The organism is Rubripirellula amarantea (assembly GCF_007859865.1).
In the GTDB taxonomy this organism is placed as follows: Bacteria; Planctomycetota; Planctomycetia; order Pirellulales; family Pirellulaceae; genus Rubripirellula; species Rubripirellula amarantea.
In genome coordinates, this window is record NZ_SJPI01000001.1 from 2,187,980 (window position 1) to 2,208,436 (window position 20,457).

The following is a 20,457-nucleotide window of genomic DNA, read 5'->3' on the forward strand; positions in this document are numbered from 1 at the left end:
TTCGTTAATTCAAACTTGACGCGCTGAAGAAGTTCAACGTGTACGATTCGATTGGGCAAGGTGCTAGCCTCCGCTTCCTGCTGTCGTCGGTTTAACATCGGTCGAGTTGCCGCGATTAGCTCCGGCGTTCGCTCGGCTGAGCACACAGGTGCATCTCAACCAATGCTACGAGTACTTTCGTCAGTATCCATTGTGTGCCTACTGGCCAGAAATGTGCGTACTTGTGATGCATCGCGTTACCCATACCATTTCATCAGTCGGGAAGATACGTAGTGTTTTGACAGAAGGTGAATTGATGTCCGCTGCGATCGAAAATACGAACGAGGACATCAAATGAACAGGCTCATTTGCATTGTCGCTTTGGCCGTATCGGTGCTGTGTGGTGTCACGGTTTGGGGACAGGAAAAAAGCGTTGAGCTGGAACTGTTTGCTCAACTCGATCAAGCGGTTGGAAACATCGCTTTCACACATGATGGAACATTGGTTCTAAGCCATCATCCTTTCTTTAAACCCAATGTACGCGTGGCGACCTACGATGCGACGGCAAACAAGGTTGTGCCGTTTCCGAACATGCAATGGAACACGCCTCGTGATGACAACGATTGGTATTTGGATGATGTGTTGGGTGTTCGGAACGACTCGAACGGCATGGTTTGGATGCTCGACATGGGCACTCGCAACAACATCATACCCAAGCTGGTCGCATGGGATACGCAAAAGAACAAGCTGCACCGGATCGTCTACGTTCCGCCGCCCGCAAGTCTAAGCATTTCGCAACTCAATGACTTTGTGATTGATCAAAAACGGAATCTGATTGTGATTGCTGATGAAGGAATCGCCCGCGGTGGCGACGGATCCCAAGCAGCGTTGGTGGTAGTTGACCTTTCCACAGGAATGGTCCGGCGCGTCCTTCAAGGTCATCCTTCGACGGCTGCCGACCGTAAAATGCCGACAAGGATCGACGGCAATCCGTTAAGTACTAGCGTCAACGGCAAGATGACGCCAATCTTCGTGGGAGCCGATGGCATCACGCTCGATGCGAACAACGAGTGGCTGTATTTTTGTCCGCTCAACGGAGACAAGATTTACCGCCTTCCGATCGCTGCACTCGCCGATCACGAGATGACGAACGATCAACTCGGCGCAACGGTTGAAACTTACGGTGACAAAGTCAACAACGGTGGCCTTTCCATTGACCGGTGGGACAACCTCTATTTTACCAACGTTGGCAGTCACAGCATCGGCTTTGTTTCTGCTCACGACCGCAAGTATTCAGAGATCGCATCCGATGTGAAGATGCAGTGGCCTGACGGAATCAGTTACCGGCAAGACGGTTACATGTACGTTTCAGCCGCTCAGGTTCACTGGGGGTCGGCGTTCAATGACGGAAAAGACAAGACATCGAGACCGTTTTACATCTTTCGCTTCAAGCCGTTTGGTGAAGGGATTTTGGGACGGTAGAAACTCGATCGACGAAGTGGGCTCTAATCACGAGAGATTCAAATGAAAGCTGTTGGACTGACACGTTACCTTCCAATCGACGACCCAAATTCGTTGATGGACCTTCAACTCGACAAGCCAAAGGCCATGGGGCATGACCTATTAGTCGCGACAAAAGCGATCGCGGTGAACCCGGTGGACTACAAGGTTCGTGCACCTAAAGACACGATCGAGGACTCGCCGAAGGTCCTTGGCTATGACGCTTCGGGCGTCGTCGAAGAGATCGGGCCGGACGTGACGCTCTTTAAGCCGGGCGACGAAGTTTTTTACGCTGGTGATATCACTCGACAAGGAACGAATTCCGAATTTCATCTGGTCGATGAACGTATCGTCGGTGCGAAACCGCAGTCACTTGATTTCGCTCATGCCGCAGCGTTGCCGTTGACATCGATTACTGCTTTTGAAGCCTTCTTTGATCGGCTGGGCATTGATGTTAACGGAGCGAACAAGGGCGAAACGATTCTCATCATTGGTGGAGCCGGAGGTGTCGGTTCGATTGGCATTCAGCTCGCTAAGATTGCTGGCCTGACCGTTATCGCAACCGCTTCCCGATCAGAGACGATTCAGTGGGTCACCGATCTCGGATCTGATCACATCGTCAATCATCACGAACCGCTTCGACCGCAGATCGAAAAGCTCGGTATGAAGTATGTTGACTACATCGCCATGTTCAACGACACCGACGGGCATTGGGTGGCAGCGACGGATTTGATCCGCCCGCAAGGGCACATCGTCGCGATCGTTGAAAACAGTAAGCCATTGGATCAACAGAACATGAAGTTGAAAGCTGCGTCGCTATCGTGGGAGTTCATGTTCGCACGTTCGATGTTCCAGACTCCTGATATGATCGAGCAACATCGTTTGCTAAATCGTGTTGCCGGCTGGATCGACGAGGGACGTATTCGAGCAACGGCAAACAACGTTGTCACGCCTATCAATGCCGCGAACCTACGTGATGCTCATGCCAAGCTTGAGTCCGGAAAGGCGATTGGCAAGATCGTTCTTGAAGGTTGGCGGTAGACTATCCACGCAGAACTGCATCTTTCACATCCACCAAGAGGAAACCCAACGTGGCCAAGCTAACCATCGTCGCCAATATCAAAGTTAAACCCGACCATATCAATGCTGTGAAAGCGGAGCTCGAAAAGTTGATTCCGATCACGCGAGACGAGGAAGGGTGTCTTCAGTACGACCTGCACCAGGACAATGAAAACCCGTCGCATTTCATGTTCTACGAAAACTGGGAGTCGCGTGAACGGTGGCAAACGCACATGAACAATCAACACTTGAAGGACTACATGGCCGCCACGGACGGAATGGTTGAAGAACTAACTCTCAATGAGATGACTCACATCGGGTAGCTCAGGCTTAGTGCCTTTTACTCTCTTGCCAACCCAGGCGGTTCGGCCTCACGATCGCACAACGTGGATCTAAACACCCGTCAAGCGGCGTGGCTTCTTCACCATGTCGGATCATTCGAAGAACTTTGGGGAAAGCTATGAACAAACGCGGCATCATGATTTTTCGAACGAGCATCTTTTTCGCGGTAGTCCTTGTCGCCGCAGTGGTCCTTGTCGTCGCATTGCCAACGAAGACAGGAGCAGTCGAACGGCAGCGTAGCGTAAGTGGAAAGCCGAATGTCATCTTGATCGTTACCGACGACCAGGGTTACGGCGACATGTCATGTCATGGGAATCCTTGGCTGAAAACACCCAACCTGGATCGACTTTGTGCCGAAGGTGTGAGCCTGGAAAACTATCACGTTGATCCCGTTTGCACGCCGACCCGCGCAGCCTTGATGACTGGGCGATATTCGACCCGTGTGGGAGCGTGGGACGTGGTCCAAGGCAGGCAGTTGCTTGCTGCCGATGAACGAACCATGGCAGATTTGTTTTCCGATTCCGGCTACCGTACCGGGATGTTTGGCAAATGGCACCTGGGAGACACGTGGCCTTACGCACCTCGCTATCGCGGATTTCAAAACGTCGTTCGCCACTTGGCTGGCGGCATCGACGAAATCGGAAACCCCATCGGCAATGACTATTTCGATGACACCTACTATCGAAACGGTGTCGCCGAAAAGATTGACGGATATTGCACGGATGTGTTCTTCGCGGAGTGTCAGCGTTTTATCACTCAGAAATCGAGTGAGCCGTTCTTCGCCTATCTACCACTTAACGCCATGCATAGTCCGCATACGGTAGCAGAGAAATGTTTTGCTCCGTTTGAAGCGAAAGGACATTCCGAGAAACGATCAAAGTTCTTCGGCCAGATCATTAACTTTGACGAAAACCTCGGGCGATTGTTCGATGTGTTGCAGGAGAATGAGCTAGACAAGAACACGATCATCATCTTCATGGGCGATAACGGCACCGCCGAAGGTTCAAACGGTCGGGTACCCGATGACGGCTTCAACGCTGGCATGCGTGGGAAGAAGGGAGGTGTTTACGAGGGCGGGCACCGAGTCGCATGCTTCGTACGTTGGCCCGGCCAATTGGATGCTGGACACCAAGTTCAATCATTGGCCTCTTGCCGAGATTGGTTGCCCACTCTGGTTGATCTATGTGGACTGGATTCTCGTGAGGCCAAACCGTTTGACGGGCAGAGCTTGAAACCTTTGCTAAAGCGTCCGGCTGACGGTTCAGGCGCAGACGACGGCTGGTCATCACGAACACTTTTCGTTCAACGGCAGCCTGACCAGCCCAGCCTTGTCGTTGATGGCAACGCGAGCAACCAATGGCGATCTTCTCATTACGCGGTGCTTACCGAATCTTGGCGGTTGGTTGATGGTGAACTCTACGACATTGGCAAAGACCCAAGTCAGGTGAACGATCTCGCGCGGCAGTATCCCGAAGTCGTCGATGATCTTCAGTCCAGATACCGTCAACACTTCGCGGATGTCTTTCAAGACGATGCCCCGTATGTACGATTCCAACTTGGCGACGACCGTGAGAATCCAACCTTACTGACTGTGCGAGACTGGCATCCCACTCAAGGCGGTGTGATTTGGAAACAAGAGCAACTTGGCGATGACGCTCTCGGCGTCAATGGTTTTTGGGCAGTGAACGTTACACAGCCTGGTCGCTACGCGATTCGACTGTCCCGATTCCCTGACGATTCGCCTGCGTCGATGAGGGCAACCAAAGCCGTGATTCAAATTGGTGACTTGAAATTTGAAAAACAGCTCGACAAAGATGACAGGTCAGTCACGTTCGAGATCGAGCTGCCAGCAGGTCCAGCGATCCTGCAGACTTGGCTCAGTGACGATCGCAACGTGGTCCGTGGTGCCTATTTCGTCCGCGTGGACAAACAATGAAAGAACTAGAGCGAGTTGCAGTTGCGCCGTCTCACATGCTTACAGCAGTTAAAGTTAGCGCCGGTGAAAAGCTTCATCTCGTGTTCTTTGCAACGATGACAATCAGTCTTTCTTATCGGTGGTTTAGCAGAATGACTTCCTGACGCAGGATGTCGATCCAGGTCCAACCACTTTAGAAGCCATCGTAGGCGGGCGGTCGCTTCGACAAGGGACCAGCGCGTCGGCGGCATTCTTAGTCGATCGCTATCGATGCCCATCAGTGTCGCGATTGCACTGGCCCGCTCGTTCGACGTTGTGGCTCGCACATTCATTGGGGTGATTGATCGGCTTGCCTTTGGGCGGTGAGCTTTCGAACAGCCTCGGTGATATTGCTTGGCTTGCTCGGGTCGGGTTTAGGCGTCCATTGGGGATCACCTTTCCAGTCCGGATGAGTCCACGCGCGTACGTAATCAATCTTGTAGTGAGCGGGGAACTCGCTGTCGTCTGGAAACGGCAACCACGACATGATCTCCATATCGAAAATCATTTGCAGCGGAACATGCCAAGCAACATTTCGGGTCGTTCTTACGCAATGGCCGTCGACGTAGTAACGAATCCAGTTCGGTGACCAAACGAAATTGACCGTGTGGAAATCTTCGGACCACGCAAATGGGGCGTACCAATTGCCCCAGTTCGACCAATGCTCGCTAGTTTCGGGTTCCTTGAAGATGTGCATGTTCATCCCAAACTTCTTCTCAAACCCTTTCGCACCGGCGGGAAGTTCAAAGACATCGAGCTCGGTGCGCCGTTCAACCCCATCTTCATTCGTCGCACCTCCGTTGAACCACCAGGAACTTGTGCACGTCGCGTGAGCGGGGCGAATCCTAACTTCAAAGCACCCGTAAGTTAACGCGGTTTTGGAAACTACTGCGGCAGCGGAATAGCCGTAGTAGTCTGCATCATTGTCGGCGTGCAGCTTTTCACGAGGTAGGGAATCATCTTTGCGAAGTGTCAACTGCAACATCCCATCCGCAACCTTGATGTTCTCGGGTAAGAACCTTGCGGGAGCTCGCCCGTGCCACGAAGGATAGTGATCCCACCACTTTTCTTGATCCAGTGAATCGCCATCAAACTCGTCTGTCATTGCCGGATAAGGTTGCCAACCAGTTGCGTTAGCTTGGTCAAACAAAGGTGCATCAGTTGTCGTGTGCGTCAAGGATGGTGGGGTGTCACCTTCTCGAGTCCAACCGCCGGCGTCCCTCGCTGCGTCGACATTCCACTTTTGCGCGAGATAGTCTTGGACGGCTTCAAATTCAGAGGGATCCGAGAATGCTCGGTTGTAAATGAGGATCTCAGCCACATCCGCCTTCAATCCGCCGCCGGGCTGTCCAGGAGCGGTTGTGCCAAGAGTCATAGGTAACGAGGCGACTGAATCTTTGAAGCTAGAATAGATCGCTGCTGGGAATCCATGTCCTTTTCCTCGCGGCGTCAGTGTCATCGCAATGCCATTGCCCAGGTGATCCTTGTTGTCAGGTTCTCGGGCGGACAGAAGTCGTTGCCAGTCACCTCTATCGGCTTGTTCTTCGCCGCGTTGAGACACAACGAACACAGTTACCGGCGAGGTCTCGGGAAATAGAACCGGAGTGTGCAGCGGAGTTGGAGTGTCGCCGGGCGTGAATCGAACCATCGGACCGTCGCCCGAAATCAATAGGGGCCGGTTCTGGGTAGACGCAACTGCATGATGATCATGGCCCGACTTGTCGTCCCATTGCAGAACTTGATCGGCATCGATCTTAAGCGTTGACGTATCCGCAGCATCAAGCCACAGAACAAGGTCCTGCTTAGGGAAATTCGATTCTTCCGCGAGAACCGAAATTGCGGACAGTGCTAGCGGTAAAGCGAGAACGAATGATCTCGGGACAAACCATGGAAAATCGGAGCGATCTTTAGCGAGCATAGAACTGACCTGAATCGTGAGGTGTCGAAGAAAAGGATGAGCAGAAACATAATAACCATCATCCAGATCGGGATGGGGTGTCGTATTCTCACGTTTAGAATTTGCATGGTCGAGCGAGCATCCACTTCCGGCGGCTCTTGCTTAAGGCTCGATGTGGACTTACGGGCTACACCAATGCAGCCAAAACCTGCCAACCAAGTGACAACATCTTGGCAAGGCGTCGTGATACAAATAGCACCTTGCTGCACATGCAGTGCGGCGATTGCGAGGTCAGGTGATCTCGCGCGTCCAGTCCATCTGTAGTCGGAGAACTAGGTGAGCAACAACCCGAACGATACCCAATCCTCTAGCGATCCCTTCGCCGTGAATCCTTACGCTGCCACGTCGAATGTTGGCTCGGCGACACAAGGGGCGGAAGATGTGGAAGTCTATCGCCGACAGTACCTGCAACATGAGGCTTCGGTGAAGTCCGTTGGGATGCTGTACTACCTCAGTGCAATGCTACTGATTTTTGTCGGCGGTCTGATGGCCGCTCTGGCGTTCGCCGGACCTGGCAATGGAGGCCAGAACCCTACGCCGACAGTGTTAATCGTCGTATTGGGGGCAGTCTATTTAGGGTTAGGGCTTTTCCAGTTCTTCGTTGCTCGTGGACTGCGCCGTTTTGAATCTTGGGCACGTATCGCAACTGTCGTTCTCAGCATTATTGGATTACTAGCTTTCCCAATTGGAACACTCATTTCCGCCTATGTGCTGTATTTGATGCTGAGCGAAAAGGGGCAGATTGTTTTCTCCGATTGGTACCAACAGGTGATGGAGCGGACGCCGCATATCAAATACAAGACGTCAATCATCGTGTGGGTCTTTGTTGCACTCTTAGCTTCGATTGTGATTGTCGCCCTGATTGCTGCAGTCGGGACGGCATAGGATTTCTAATTGCTAGCACATTGGATTGGCTCCCCGCGCTAAGTTGCGATGGATTCTGTTGTCTTGGCGTTCAACAAACCAAGACTGAAATGGACCTAGGTGGAAATGGAATTGCGAATGTGACTGACCAGACGTGTCACAGCACGCAGCGATAGTACTTGTGTCAGGGAGAGTGACTCACTCAAGACTGATCATCACCGGATCCAAGACGATCTCAGATTGAGACCGTCCGCTCATTAATCGAACTCGCTGGACGATAGCGAGACACGCTTGTGAGAGGACCTCGACAAAATCTGTAAAAGTCGAGGACCGTGGACTTGAGAGAAACTCCGCAAATAGCAGGGAATATTTCGAAAGTACCAAAATTGATGATCGTAAGACTTATGTCGCTTTCTCAATGGCACGGTATTTGATGTACAGACATCAAAACAAATCGTTTTTAGACCTTACTCAGTTCACATTTACTCAGGGAAGTTTGCCATGTTGGTTCTTAGTCGCAAAGAAGGCGAAAAGCTGTTGATCGGTGACGATATCGTTTTGACCATCAATCGTATTTCAGGAAACCGTGTTGCCATCGGTATCGAGGCTCCACGCCAAGTTCGCGTTGTTCGCGGTGAACTCGAGCGTCACGAAGTTTCCGCTGGTGGTGACTCATCAGTCGCCGCAGCAGTCAACGATACGAACATCGCAGTTGCTAGCAAACCACACGCTTAGGTTCGTCGCTTTGGAACGTGTTGCTGTTCGGTAATCGACCAGCGACCACGATGCTAGTGACCACCAAACTAGATGGGTTGGCCATGCGGCTTTCTTTATCTAGAAGTTCGTGAGTTCAACTGGTTGAACGCTTCGATGAAAAGCTCTTGAATGATGAGCTTTGGGCATTGCTACCCTGCAGTTGCCCTTAGATGGCTGACCGTAATTGCGCCACGAAAGCAGTGGTGGATGTCCGTGTCTTTGGCATGAGGACGTCCATGGAAATCGAGTTCGAACCGAACTGGATTGCCAGCCGATGATTTTTCGGAATGCAATGCGCCAAGTTCCACTCTACGCGGGATCGGGTTTTGATCGACGTCGCATTGAATTGTCGGAGGGATGGGTGTCGACTCTGCAAGTGCAGGCAAGTTGACATTCCACAATCGTTTTTGGCTGGTCGTATCGTCTAAATTGCGTTTAAAAGTAGCGATGATGGACTGCAACCATTCCGGGGCGTGATCCCAATTTTGGGGAACGTCGGGATGCCGCAGTTGAGAGACTGCCATCGCCGGGAGCCCTTGGAATGCAGCCTCACGCGCGGCCGCAAAGGTGCCACTGACCAGTAAGCATGCGCCAAGGTTTGCGCCTGCGTTGATCCCTGAGAACACGGCATCAACATCCGACGCCATGGTGGCGAGGGCTACGCGAATACAATCTACGGGTGTACCATCGATCGAATACCATTGGCTTGGAATGGTCGAGTGTCCGTTCGTCGCTTTATTGGGGAAGCCTTGTTGCGAACGCTGTTCTTCTACAAGGGTTGCTACGTCGGGTCGAGGTGTTAGCGTCAGCGATCTTCCGGTTGTGACGCTGTGTCCACACTCGCTTCGGCATTGGTCAGGCGCGACCACGATAACGCTATCGTCACTTGTTAGGTGACGGCGCAAGCTCTCGTATAAAGAGGCAAGTCCTGGTGCTTCGATACCGTCATCATTGGTCAATAAGAACTTCACAGGTGGGTAATCGCTTAGGTGTTGCAGACAGGAACGCTTAGGTGTTGCAGACAGGAACATCGGAGAGCATTGAGCGAGGTAGATGTCAGGCACTAGTCGCAACGTCATTAGCATGTCGGCTAATGATCGCTCTGGCAGCTATATCGCTCTCACAATTATATTGCTGCCGCCAATCTATCGCCCCTGCAGATGGATTGGCTCACGATCTTACTATCGCTTAACTTCCACGGTGTAGTTGAGCACCCGCCCGCCGTCATGCTCGCTGGCCCTTAGCGTCATCTGACCACCTATCAGTTCACGTCCATTCTTCCAGAATATTTCACGTCGAACAGTTTCGCCCGACTTAATGGTAATGAAACTGCTTTGATATTGTCTGCCCGGTACGAAAAGTAGTGCGTTGTAGGATTGAGCGATTGCTGAGCGATTCGTCATTTCGATCTCTACTCGTAGCTCTCCCGAAGGCATCAACCGGGTCATCACCTTCACGATCAACCCGTCAGGCCCGATCGAAATGTTTCGATAGACCGTGATTAGTTTTAATGGCAAGGTGTCGAGTTCGAATTGGATTGGTACTTCGTATTCGCCGATCTTCGCAGTATTGCTTAGCACGACATCGAAACTTTCTGTTAACGAGGTGCCCGCCAATGCTTCCCAGCCACGGATAGGATCCTCGACCGCCCACGATTCGGGAGTTAGCACGCGAACGCTACCTACTAGAGGTTCCCGGGTTGGGTTGGTGAAGTGGACCTTGAGCTGTTGTTTCTTTCCCAGCAGCGCGTCAAATTGCTCGGGCGTGACGTCGACTGACATTCGGAACGCCAGCAGCATGGGGTCCGCACCGACAATGAAGACCGGGATTCTTCCCACCGAGATCTTTTGGTGCGGCTGAACTGGGTCGGACTGCACGGGAAGGTTTGTCGCTCGCCCCCACACATCCACCATCTTGACGTTCTCGCCGAAGTAGATTTTTTCTTCTTTGGGATCCGACGACCACATCATTACCACAGCCCGATTCCCACCGACGAATACCGCGTTCTCGACGCCCAAGCGAGTCCTTAACGATCCAACTTGACGGAGGTCCCCAATCATTCTGGAGGTCGTGCGCCATGGGAGTAATAGCTCCGACGGGCTTCCGTTATCGTCGAGCAGTCCTTGTTCGGGATCGTAAGGTGTACTGGCGAACGCAGCTTGGACTCGGTGTGTTCGAACCGCAGTCATTCTCAAAACCAAATCGCGGATACGATCGGTTAGTTCATACTCGGACTTCTTGATCGGATCGAGCAGGAGCCACGTTCGTGGGCCATCGGAAACCCTTTTGTCGGGCTCATTCAGAGCCAAGAAGGCATCAAGTTCATTGGCTTCCAGTGGTGGTTCGCTGCTACGACAAACAGCATCCCAAGATGTTTCCGAGACGGGCAATTCACGCTCGAGCCATGGCCAGGAAATGGCGACTTCGATGGGTTGGCCAAAACCTTGCAGACCCTTTGATATTTCAGAAATTGTGTCTTTCAAACGCGGACGTCGGAGGAAGCTAAAGTCTCGGTCTCCGCCAAGTTGCCACGTCCGAACCTTAAGCGTTAACCGAGACATGATCGGCTCAAGCTCGGGTTGCCATATCTCTCGATCACGAAATAGTTCGGCTGCCACGATTCCGTTTCGCCCACGAAGTTCGTACTTGGCAATCTGATTCTCTGGCGGTGAATCCAACATTCCGACCGTTTGAATTCCCACATCTTGAAGTCTGGACAACGTATTGGCGATCGCTTCAGCTTTCGGTGTGTCTTCAGGACCGATCCAGCACGGGTACTTCACCCACGCAACGCCCACATCAGAAAGCCATTCTGCAAGTTCACGTGGCGCTAGGCCAGCATCGCCTCGAGTCAGCGTCCAGCCAAACGGTCCATGAGGAGTTCCGCCAAGGGTAGGGTCGATGACAGCCAGTGTCGTGTGGGCTCCCAATCGAGCACGGGGCGCACTACCTCGGGCAACGGCTTCGGCAACGATGATGGCTTCTACACGATAGAACCCTGGATCCAACAATCGCGGTTGCCATTGGACAGATGATTCCATCAACGGCGAGTGACTGCGATCTCGAAAGGCTTTGCTGTTGCTTGCAACGCCTTGCAATCTAAGGTCGTCGAACATGACCGCGCGAGTTGTCGTTTTAATCGGCAATATCGCACTATCGACCGTGTTGCCGTTGACGTCCTTCAGTTGAAATTGGATCTGAGTATCGGTCGTCGTCAGGCCAAGCACATTGGCGCTAAGCGTGATCGGACGTCCGGATTTATAAACGCCAGTGCTTTGATCACTGGTGATTCGCAGTTGCGGAAATTTATCGATACGAACGTTGTCGAAACCCACCGCGCCGCGTATGTCTTCGAGTCCTCCTTCGGAGCGTTCGATGTTCAAACGCACAAGCATTGTTTTGGCGTCCACCGGGGGACGAACCATTTCTAGACTGGTTGTGGTCCAAGGCGTCGTTCCCGTAAACGCGGCCGATGACTTCACATCGATGGGAATGCCCGACTCGTTCAGGAACACCAGCTCGACTCGAACCGAATCATGCCGTAAACCCTCGGTCATCACATCACAACTGAGTTGGTATTGATACAGTCGACTTGCAGCGATCGGAGGTGACTGAACCTTGAATTGACCACCATCAAGTTGCACACGAAAGTATTGATCCGACAACGCATCCACTAGCGAGGGTGGCAAGGTTGGCAGAAAACGGGCTGCTTTCATTGCGATGAGTCCGGTACTCAAAAGCAATGGTTGGGGTGGCACTAGAACCCGGTCGATCTCTGAGAGTGGCTTGATGCTTTCCCGCAATGACTTCCATGACTTCATTGTCGAGCGATCGATGCGAAGCATCTTGGCATCGAATTCCTCATCGTGAGATTTTAGTTCCGCGACGACGTACTTGGGGTACCCTACTCCTTCGTAGCGTCGCCATTGATCGGGCCACGCATCGTAGTTTTGGTCGCTCCCTCGATTGAACCGCCAGCCGAGCGATTCGATTGCGATCGGCTTGGTGGGAACTGGAGCCAGTGCGTGGATCGACGGCGAAGGTTCAAGAGCTCGCAAATCACCGCCTGCCCGAGTGAAGATCATGACCAGCATGGCGACCGCAAACCAGCGTATGATCGTTCCGCCGGTAACGCGGCCTCGGTGTCGGTCGCGTTTCGGGGCACTGTTCCGTTGAGGCATGGCCGTGATACGATTTCCGTCTTCGACTGAGCAGTTGGGTTGATCGAATGCGGTAGCCGCTGGCATCAGCTGGCGCATGCAGCACCGATCTGCATCAGTGTTTCGGTTCGCATCGCGACCGAATTTCGATTGAGGGCTAGCAGGAACCATAGAACATTTGCTTCCGAAGCCTTAACACCCATAGAAAAGGATCTCGAATTGGCTGAGTTAAACATCGCGGTGCGGATTGATTCGTTGGGACTTCCAATGCCCAGAGCACTCGAAATGGCATCCCGGTTGGGAGTTCGCGCGGTTGAACTTAACGCGCGCAGCGGCATTGACCCTTCTTCATTGTCGGACACTGGGCTCCGCAGCTTTCGCAAAATGCTCAATGACCTCAATTTGAAGGTCTCTGCGCTGCGTTTTCCTACCCGAAGGGGCTATGACCATCTGCAAGATCTCGATCGTCGAGTCGAAGCGACGAAAAAGATGATGTTGCTAGCATATAAACTTGGCACCACTGTTTTGGTCAATTCTTTAGGTCGCGTTCCTGAATCGGACGAAGATCAACGTTATGAAACTCTGAAGTCCGTTGTCGACGACTTGGGACGATACGGGGCTCGCGTGGGGGCATTCCTGGCCGCGGAAACAGGCACTGAATCGGGTGAACGCCTAAATGCGCTGTTGGATACGTCGGAAGACGGTTTTGTTGGTGTCGCGTTGAATCCAGGGCAGTTGGTCATCAATCAGTTTGCCTTGGAAGAGTCCATTAAGGCGGTTGCATCGCGAGTGCAGTACGTCGTGGCTATCGATGGTGTGTTGGACTTATCGGTTGGCAGAGGTGTGGCGGTGCCGTTAGGTCAAGGCATCGTGGACTTTCCTATGATGCTTGGTGAACTCGAAGAACATCAGTACCAAGGTGCCTTCGCCGTCGGTCGCGCAGAATCTTCCGCCGAAGAGCTTCGTGATGGAGTGGATTATTTGCGTAGTCTTTGATCAAGAGATTGAAAGATCGCTATGAGCAACGCTTCTTCATTGTGACAAGTGAAACTGACCAACGCATCGCGAGCGGGCATTGTTGGCCACTCCATGTGCCAAAGATCGAAAGCCACAACGGTGATTGCTCACTTGATCGTTAGCCGTCCGCGTAATCCAGCGGCGGCAGATTGATCAGGGTTTTGAAGTTCCGCCCACAATCGAGCCTGTCCGGTCACCGGATGAACTTCGGGCGAAACAAAGGTGACTCTTCCTTTCAGCGTTTGAGGTTTGTCGACTCCGTTGATTAGGAATTCCACCTCGCGTCCGACAAGTTCTTTCCCATACTTGCGTCCGTCGATGAAGCACTCGGCGCGGATCGGGTCAAGCGAGATGAGCCTCACCAAAGGCTTGCCTGGTTCGATCCACTCGCCAGGCTGAACGGCAACTTCAACCACGGTTCCGGTTACGGGAGCCGCAATGTTGTGAAGTTCCAAACGAGCTTCGGCGATACGAGCCGCGGCAGCTTTCTCTTTGGCTTGAGCAGCCGCAACCCGTAGGTCATGTTCGGCCTGTTCGATTGCCAAACGCGACTGATCGACAACGAGTTGTAGCTTGGCGATCTCGGTGTCGCTGATAGCACCGGCGAAGCCTCGGTTCGCATCGGTACTCTGCTGCAGTTCGCGTTCTCGGACTTCGAGGGTTCGGCGTGCGTACCTTGCGTCCACGTCATTGTCGGCTTGCAAGCGAGCGGCTTCAAAAGCGGCTTCAGCAGCCTCCAGCTCGGTTTGAACTTGGTCACTGTTTAGTTGCACCATTGCGTCGCCACGAACCACGCGTTTGCCCTCGACCACGGAAACCGTGTTTACGATTCCCGCCATGGGGGCAGCAATGAAGGTGTTCTGAATCAGCGAAAGTTGAGCTTCATTGATTGCGATCGGCTTAGACGAAGCTGGATTTCGTGGTGATGCAATCGAGGGATCCGCCGGACGCACCGTGTTGGATGGTCCACCCAACGTTTGCTGAGCGATTGCCGGTGACGAAACGACCGGCGCAATGCAGAGGCCGGTGAAGACGACGATTGCGGATAAGAATGTATGAAATTGCATTTCGGTAAACCAATATAGTTTGCAGTTCGATCTCGCTAGGAAATAGAATAAATCCCCTAGGTCTGTGTCGAGACGAATGACGGGTTCTACAACCACGAGTAGCAAATAATGAGTGATCGAGTGGATGATTTGGCTGAAGACATGGCTAATGGATTGGCGTATGTCACAACGACTGTCGCGAATCTTGATGATGCAGAAAAACTTGCCGGTGAGCTGGTCAGCCAGTCACTAGCGGCGTGTGTGCAAATTGATGGGCCCATCACGAGTCACTATCGCTGGGCGGGCAAAGTGCAAACGTCGTCGGAGTATCGGTTGTCGATTAAGACATCTCAAAAGGCTTGGCCGAGGTTGCTGAGCAAACTTCCTAAGATGCATCCTTACGAAGAACCGGAAATCATTATGACCAAGATTGACCAATTCAGTCCTGGCTATGGAAGCTGGGTGATTGACCAAACGACTTAGTGGAACGCGAGGCTTTCGTACAACGGCGGTCCTAGCACCAGCAACCCAACCGCGATTGCCGCAATCGAAAGGACCAGCACGGCTGCGGCGGCGGCATCCAGTGATCGACCCACCAATTCATGACGATGAGGATGCAGGACTCTCACTAATGTTTCGATAGCGGTATTGATCAATTCCGCAGCGACGACGACCGCAATGGTTAGAACTAAAACGGACCAACGCCACGCTTCTACCTGCAACAACGCCGAGGTAACCAAGACTGCTGCCGCAATTGGCAAGTGTATTCGGAAGCTGGTTTGAGTTTTCAGTGCCCAGAAAAGCCCAGAGAAAGCAACCCGGAACTTGGATGACCATGATGGGGAAAGCTCGTTCATGTCAGCTCGTTCGTCAGGCGTTGGCATCGTCTATTCGAGCCCTTCCACGCCTGGTGGCGGAATCAACTGACCGCCGATGCGTCCGAGTTTCGGTCGTGGCCAGAACCTTGGTTCGATGGCGAAGCCAAAGCCAACATTGTCCCGACCTTCATCGACATTGACTCCCAAACGTACGAGCATCGACTCGCCGACGCGAGTCAGCGCGAGTGATTGGCCGATGTTACCGGTTTGTCCAAAGTCGTAGGTGGTGCCGGCTGAAGCAATCCACTTTTCGTTTAATCGATAATCGACTGTGCTGCGCAGAACCGTGCTGCTAATTGGGCCTTCCAGTGAAAGCAGGCCAATGTAGATATCGCCCACACCGGGACGGCTGCTGCGAATGCCTGCGCTTAGTGAACGTAGTCCGTCGTCGAAGAAATCGATATAGCCGTCGCTCAGCAGAGTTACGCGGTCGCCGACGTGGTATCGCATGTCGTAAGTTGTCGGGCCAATCGATTCGCCAAAGTTGTCTCGATCACCTTCGGGGAACAATATGGTGTCGACATCAAATTGGAAGAGATCCACGATTCGTTCGCGTCCAGGTAGTCCCCGCTTGGTTTGAAAACGTTGGTGTAGACCGATACGGAATTGCTGTAAGTCATCAACGACCACATCGCTTGGGCTCGTCACGCCCTGTTGAATGCCCTGTCGAAACGCGTAGTTGCGCGGATCAAATTGCAACGGCAACAAGCCACCGAAGGTGTCGCCGATGAAGCGACGTCGAAACTGTTCTTGCGCGTTGTCATCGAGCGAATCGTAATACGGAACTTCGTCCATATTGGTGTCACTGTCAGCATAGAAGTACTCGGCGGTCCACTCAATTTTGTGAGCAAGGCCGCGAACGTTAAGGAGACTGCTTTGGATAGTGGGGTCAACCTTCCACATTGGTAGGCTGGCGCGGATGCCAGCTTGTCCGACCAATCGCGTTAGGGAATCGCCATCGGTTGCCTCGCCATAGTGGGATGCCTCCCCAGCGACGTTGGGAACAATCTTTAACGCTCCTAGTTGAACAGGCAGCGACAGTTCGTGTTTGGTGGATGCAACAACACCTTGCTCGTTCGTGTCCCCCGGAAGAGCAAAGTACTCAGCCGCTTCCGCGGGATCGTCGGGGGTATCGGCGGCGTTTAGCTTGGCATAACCCACGCGATTATGGGCGGAGTATGTCAGCCGGTCTCCCAAGACCGAACCACCGAGTAAGTAGTGATCTAGCTGAGGTAATTGTTCCGTTTCGCTGTAGAAGTCATTGCTTTGAACTTGGGCGGACAAGTCGAACAGGTTGTTGTAGTGATACTTTCGAAATCGCAAAGCGTTGCGATGATCAACTTCTCTATCCCATTCATTTTCGAGATACTGTTCAAGGAAATTACGATCGCTCAGCAGTCCAATTTCGGCGATCAATTCGTAGTCATTGGGCATGAAGTGACGGTGGCGCAGCAGAGTTCGCCCACGCAAGGACTTCTCGGGATCGAGATTTCGCCGGTCGCGCCCCAGATTGTCTTGGCCGCTGTCATCGATGCCCCAAGCGTCAAAGTAGCCAACGACGGGGCCGGGAACTCCGAAGAGTCCAGGCAGGTTATAGCGCAGCGATGTACCCAGTGCTGGACCGCGATCGCTAAGGTAGTCCGTCGATAGCTCCCACTCCACGCCTTCGGGTGCATCGTCCATGCCTAGCAGTTGATACAGATCAAAGTCCAACATGACTTGGGTGCCGAAATTGCTATCGCTTCCGACGTTGATGCCAGTCAGGTAGTAGGACGGTTGTTCAAGGCTGGTTGCTAGTGTTGGCCAATACAGCAGCGGAACGCCGCCGAAGTAGACGAAGTTGTTGGTGCTTTCGATGAACGGGTCTCGGTCGATGCGTTGGATTCCCGTAGCGGGATCAGTTCGAAGACGCTGACGGTCCGTAAGCTGCAATCGTTCGCTCTGCAGCCAGTACCTTGGCACACCCATGCGGCTGGTGGTGACAGCAGCATCGAATGCTTGGAAGTTTCCGGCGCTGACCTGTTGCAGCACTTTCGCTTTGAGCCGCACGATTCCTTGGTAGTCGGGAATGGTGGTAATCGCTTCGGCGTTTAGCACCATGCCCTGTTCGGTCGCGATGTTGTAGTACATCGATTCGGCGTAAATGATTCGCTCACCTTGGCGAAACACAATGTCGCCTTCCAAATACAACTCACCGGCTGCGGCGGAAGGATCGACACTGCCGTTGAACATATCCGACAACATCGGAAGCCAACCGACGATGCGATCAGCAGAGAGCGATATCGTGCCAAGGTTGGTGACCTGACCACCCTGGAACTCTGCGGAAACATCACGGATCAACACCGTCACGCCGCCCCGAGCAACTGCGATGCTTTCGCGAGTTTCCACTCGGTTTTGCAATTGAAGATTCGCGGGCATCGACCCACCACGTGCGAAGAACTCTACGGCACGTCCGCCGACGAAGAACGTGGTGCCCGTGGGGGCGCTACTTTGTCCGGGCAACAGGCCGGGTGAGGACTGATCGAATGGTATTCCCGGTGCAAACTGAGTTTGTGCGATTGAGCCGTTTGAAGTTTCGTCGGTGAGCACGTTGGTCGATGGCAATAGCTCGAATAGCTCAGGCGGTTGCGCCGGTGCGCCGCGATAGTTGGGGGCTTGTACCTGAGGGTCAATCAACGTGTGAATTATCCACGTGGAAATACCTGCTTGCGGTCGCAACGCGGGAACACCCAGACCCGTCGCATCTTGAACTCCCGAGGCAACGATTCGACATCGAACCTTTCCGACGGGACCATCGGCGACGACAAGAACGCGATCTGCGGTGATCAGGTTCCCCGCATGGGATATGACGCAGTCACCTTCGACTAAGGACGCGTCGGCTCCATCAACTTGCCATCGCCAGATCGTTCGTCCACTGACTTGGACCGGATCAGGGCTAATTTCTTGAGCGGAAAGCGTGGATCCAGTAGCGATGGCTACCCATACGGCAACAACAGCGAGCGCCAGCGAACGCGCAGCAGCGAAGGCCCAAAAGAAATCCATTTCTTTCGAGCTGCAAATGCGTACGTCGATCGTGTTACGCCAGTTTTTCAACTGCGTCATCAACCTCCGGCTTGAGGAGTTGCCTCCTCGGGGATAGTCACCTACTCAATCCTTGAGCAGGATCATGCATCCATCCGAGCCGATCGCCGGGAAAGATACTCGAGGAGTGTACGAATTGATTTCCCCTGCCCACAACGTCGAAAACGCATGCAAACACAGTGATAAATCGGTTCTTCGCAGTTTCACTCGAGAAAGACTCGTTTCACGACAGATTCAGCAGGCGGTATGAGGGAGATGCGCCGATGCGGAAGCGGGGGTGCTGCGAAGAGATTGACAGGCATAGCATTCTCAGTACACTTGCATAGGTCTGCAACTGTAAGGGGTGAGCCGCTGTTATGTGCGTTCGCCCTTCTAGCCCTCTTTTTTCAGAGCGAGTCATCAGCATTTCTAAAGCGAGTTCGACCGAACCGACGCCAAGCTGCGAAACTGAAGATCACCGTGGGGATTCCTTCGTGATTGACATGGAATCATGTGAACGGGCGGCTGCCATCTTCCGAGCACTGGGTGACCCTCAACGGCTTCGGATTTTGATGATGCTTGAGGCATCGGAACGGTGCGTGTCAGAGATCTGCTCGGTGCTTGACGAGCCCATGCCCGCAATTTCACAGCGGCTTCGGTTGCTCAGGAGCGAACGCATTGTTCGCTCGCGACGCGATGGCAAGCACGTTTACTACGGACTTGCCGACGACCACATTTCGCGGTTAGTGACTAACGGAGTCATGCACGCGATCGAGAACCATTCCTAGGGAGCCTATCGTAATGTCACACACGCACGAAGATCACGATCACCAGCACGGCCCCGGGTGCGAACATACGGGCATTAAGCACGGCGACCACGTCGACTACCTTCATGATGGGCATCTGCATCATGTCGAAGCCGATGGCAGCGTCGTCGAGCACAAGATCGAGGTCACCTCAACGAATCCAGACCAATGCACGCCGGCTCATCAATGTGGATGTCACGAGGCGAGCCATGTTCATGGACCGGGATGTGGTCACGAACCCGTACCGCACGGTGATCACATCGACTATCTCGTGGACGGTCATCTACACCATCCCCACGGCGATCATTGTGATGACCACGGTCCCGTGGAAATGGTCGAAAATCAAACGGATCATCAAAAGTAACAAGTCTGGTGCGGATATGAATTCTTCCAAGGACAAACCCTCCGGTAAGGAGGGCTCTGCCAACGATCCTCTGGTCCAGATCCAGGGCGATATCCGCGCCGCAGGTCTGCGTGCAACGCCTGCGCGCACAGCAACTTTGATCCTGCTTCGGGAATCGACATCGCCGTTAAGCCATGCCGAGGTTGCCGACCACTTGGCACAGACGGGTGTGGACAAAGCCACGGCGTTTCGAAACTTGAACGACATGGCCGAGGCGGGGTTGCTGCGTCGAAGTGAGTTGGGCGATCACGTTTGGCGCTTCGAAGCGATTGATCCAACTCAGTCCGATGCCCATGTGCATCCGCATTTTCTATGCGTCGATTGTGGCTCGGTAGCTTGTCTTGATGACGTTGAGTTAACGGCACATAGCCAGCGTCAAAGCGATCGTGTGGGTCAGGTGACCGAGATCTTGCTGCGTGGTCATTGCAACGATTGCCGATAGTCGATCGTGACTTGGTCGTGATGACCGTCTCTTCTTGCCGTGTCGTCAGGACCGGGCATTCTTCGGGGCTTTTTCCGGCCTGCGCAAGGTTTGTGGTCTATGTTTGCGTGGGTCGTTGCATTGTAGCGCGAGTGAACCACGCCATCAGTGGGTGTTCTTCGTCATAACCAGCACGACCCGTCGTCAGCTTCATGCCCCAGCGCCGCAAACGTATGCGAGCGAGCATGAAGGAGC

At 53.2% G+C, this 20,457-nt stretch carries 17 protein-coding genes; 10 read left to right on the top strand and 7 right to left on the bottom strand.

The annotated features are described in order from the left end of the window. The first annotated feature begins 333 nt into the window (after positions 1-333). From Pla22_RS07950 to Pla22_RS07965, 4 genes are all read left to right on the top strand, one after another. Entirely contained in the window at positions 334-1,461 is a 1,128-nt protein-coding gene (locus Pla22_RS07950; protein WP_146514138.1) for an L-dopachrome tautomerase-related protein, read from the top strand. Positions 1,462-1,503: 42 nt separating this feature from the next. Beyond that, the gene (locus Pla22_RS07955; RefSeq protein WP_146514139.1) at positions 1,504-2,520 is read left to right on the top strand and encodes a zinc-binding alcohol dehydrogenase family protein; all 1,017 of its coding nucleotides are present in this window, start codon (positions 1,504-1,506) and stop codon (positions 2,518-2,520) included. Between the two features lie 50 nt (positions 2,521-2,570). Then, complete coding sequence (locus Pla22_RS07960) at positions 2,571-2,861, top strand: putative quinol monooxygenase (protein ID WP_146514140.1); 291 nt, start codon at positions 2,571-2,573, stop codon at positions 2,859-2,861. A 155-nt stretch (positions 2,862-3,016) separates the two neighbouring features. Then, the gene (locus Pla22_RS07965; protein ID WP_146514141.1) at positions 3,017-4,816 is read left to right on the top strand and encodes an arylsulfatase; all 1,800 of its coding nucleotides are present in this window, start codon (positions 3,017-3,019) and stop codon (positions 4,814-4,816) included. Positions 4,817-5,123: 307 nt separating this feature from the next. Here Pla22_RS07965 and Pla22_RS07970 read toward each other — a convergent pair whose 3' ends face one another. Beyond that, positions 5,124-6,752, bottom strand: coding sequence for a family 16 glycosylhydrolase (locus Pla22_RS07970; protein WP_146514142.1), 1,629 nt, complete (start codon positions 6,750-6,752; stop codon positions 5,124-5,126). A gap of 315 nt (positions 6,753-7,067) precedes the next feature. On the opposite strand from Pla22_RS07970, the gene Pla22_RS07975 reads away from it, so the two are divergent. Both Pla22_RS07975 and Pla22_RS07980 read left to right on the top strand, forming a co-directional pair. After that, positions 7,068-7,676, top strand: coding sequence for a hypothetical protein (locus Pla22_RS07975; protein ID WP_146514143.1), 609 nt, complete (start codon positions 7,068-7,070; stop codon positions 7,674-7,676). Between the two features lie 480 nt (positions 7,677-8,156). Next, complete coding sequence (locus Pla22_RS07980) at positions 8,157-8,390, top strand: carbon storage regulator (protein ID WP_146514144.1); 234 nt, start codon at positions 8,157-8,159, stop codon at positions 8,388-8,390. Positions 8,391-8,560: 170 nt separating this feature from the next. Here Pla22_RS07980 and surE read toward each other — a convergent pair whose 3' ends face one another. Continuing rightward, on the bottom strand, positions 8,561-9,442 hold the full coding sequence (surE, locus tag Pla22_RS07985; protein ID WP_146514145.1) for a 5'/3'-nucleotidase SurE: 882 nt from the start codon (positions 9,440-9,442) through the stop codon (positions 8,561-8,563). 150 nt (positions 9,443-9,592) lie between these two features. Further along, positions 9,593-12,658 (bottom strand): hypothetical protein, encoded by a 3,066-nt coding sequence (locus Pla22_RS07990; protein WP_165440559.1) that lies wholly within the window; start codon positions 12,656-12,658, stop codon positions 9,593-9,595. Between the two features lie 132 nt (positions 12,659-12,790). Between Pla22_RS07990 and Pla22_RS07995 the strand changes: the two genes are divergently transcribed. Next, a complete protein-coding gene (locus tag Pla22_RS07995) occupies positions 12,791-13,567 on the top strand; it encodes a sugar phosphate isomerase/epimerase family protein (RefSeq protein ID WP_146514147.1) in 777 nt (258 codons plus the stop codon). Positions 13,568-13,695: 128 nt separating this feature from the next. Here Pla22_RS07995 and Pla22_RS08000 read toward each other — a convergent pair whose 3' ends face one another. After that, positions 13,696-14,655 (bottom strand): efflux RND transporter periplasmic adaptor subunit, encoded by a 960-nt coding sequence (locus Pla22_RS08000; RefSeq protein WP_146514148.1) that lies wholly within the window; start codon positions 14,653-14,655, stop codon positions 13,696-13,698. 108 nt (positions 14,656-14,763) lie between these two features. On the opposite strand from Pla22_RS08000, the gene cutA reads away from it, so the two are divergent. Continuing rightward, positions 14,764-15,117, top strand: a complete 354-nt coding sequence (gene cutA / locus Pla22_RS08005; protein WP_146514149.1) for a divalent-cation tolerance protein CutA — start codon at positions 14,764-14,766, stop codon at positions 15,115-15,117. On the opposite strand, the gene Pla22_RS08010 is transcribed toward cutA, so the two are convergent. Together Pla22_RS08010 and Pla22_RS08015 are read right to left on the bottom strand one after the other, a co-directional pair. After that, positions 15,114-15,518: a diacylglycerol kinase gene (locus Pla22_RS08010; protein WP_242631867.1), complete on the bottom strand. Its 405-nt coding sequence runs from the start codon at positions 15,516-15,518 to the stop codon at positions 15,114-15,116. The two genes, cutA and Pla22_RS08010, sit on opposite strands and share 4 nt — an antisense overlap. A gap of 3 nt (positions 15,519-15,521) precedes the next feature. Then, positions 15,522-18,614: an LPS-assembly protein LptD gene (locus Pla22_RS08015; protein ID WP_146514150.1), complete on the bottom strand. Its 3,093-nt coding sequence runs from the start codon at positions 18,612-18,614 to the stop codon at positions 15,522-15,524. Positions 18,615-19,075: 461 nt separating this feature from the next. Between Pla22_RS08015 and Pla22_RS25495 the strand changes: the two genes are divergently transcribed. Beyond that, complete coding sequence (locus Pla22_RS25495; RefSeq protein ID WP_207310315.1) at positions 19,076-19,360, top strand: ArsR/SmtB family transcription factor; 285 nt, start codon at positions 19,076-19,078, stop codon at positions 19,358-19,360. Between the two features lie 16 nt (positions 19,361-19,376). Here Pla22_RS25495 and Pla22_RS25500 read toward each other — a convergent pair whose 3' ends face one another. After that, positions 19,377-19,514: a hypothetical protein gene (locus Pla22_RS25500; protein WP_207310316.1), complete on the bottom strand. Its 138-nt coding sequence runs from the start codon at positions 19,512-19,514 to the stop codon at positions 19,377-19,379. 73 nt (positions 19,515-19,587) lie between these two features. Between Pla22_RS25500 and Pla22_RS08025 the strand changes: the two genes are divergently transcribed. After that, complete coding sequence (locus Pla22_RS08025) at positions 19,588-20,223, top strand: Fur family transcriptional regulator (protein WP_242631868.1); 636 nt, start codon at positions 19,588-19,590, stop codon at positions 20,221-20,223. Positions 20,224-20,457 lie beyond the last annotated feature (234 nt).

Coding starts and splice junctions, on each gene's coding strand:
- Pla22_RS07980 (WP_146514144.1), top strand. CDS start 8,157: ATGTTGGTTCTTAGTCGCAAAGAAGGCGAAAAGCTGTTGATCGGTGAC.
- Pla22_RS07965 (WP_146514141.1), top strand. CDS start 3,017: ATGATTTTTCGAACGAGCATCTTTTTCGCGGTAGTCCTTGTCGCCGCA.
- Pla22_RS08015 (WP_146514150.1), bottom strand. CDS start 18,614: ATGACGCAGTTGAAAAACTGGCGTAACACGATCGACGTACGCATTTGC.
- surE (WP_146514145.1), bottom strand. CDS start 9,442: ATGTTCCTGTCTGCAACACCTAAGCGTTCCTGTCTGCAACACCTAAGC.
- Pla22_RS07950 (WP_146514138.1), top strand. CDS start 334: ATGAACAGGCTCATTTGCATTGTCGCTTTGGCCGTATCGGTGCTGTGT.
- Pla22_RS07990 (WP_165440559.1), bottom strand. CDS start 12,658: ATGCCAGCGGCTACCGCATTCGATCAACCCAACTGCTCAGTCGAAGAC.
- Pla22_RS08010 (WP_242631867.1), bottom strand. CDS start 15,518: ATGCCAACGCCTGACGAACGAGCTGACATGAACGAGCTTTCCCCATCA.
- Pla22_RS07970 (WP_146514142.1), bottom strand. CDS start 6,752: ATGCTCGCTAAAGATCGCTCCGATTTTCCATGGTTTGTCCCGAGATCA.
- cutA (WP_146514149.1), top strand. CDS start 14,764: ATGAGTGATCGAGTGGATGATTTGGCTGAAGACATGGCTAATGGATTG.
- Pla22_RS25495 (WP_207310315.1), top strand. CDS start 19,076: ATGGAATCATGTGAACGGGCGGCTGCCATCTTCCGAGCACTGGGTGAC.
- Pla22_RS08025 (WP_242631868.1), top strand. CDS start 19,588: ATGTTCATGGACCGGGATGTGGTCACGAACCCGTACCGCACGGTGATC.
- Pla22_RS07955 (WP_146514139.1), top strand. CDS start 1,504: ATGAAAGCTGTTGGACTGACACGTTACCTTCCAATCGACGACCCAAAT.
- Pla22_RS08000 (WP_146514148.1), bottom strand. CDS start 14,655: ATGCAATTTCATACATTCTTATCCGCAATCGTCGTCTTCACCGGCCTC.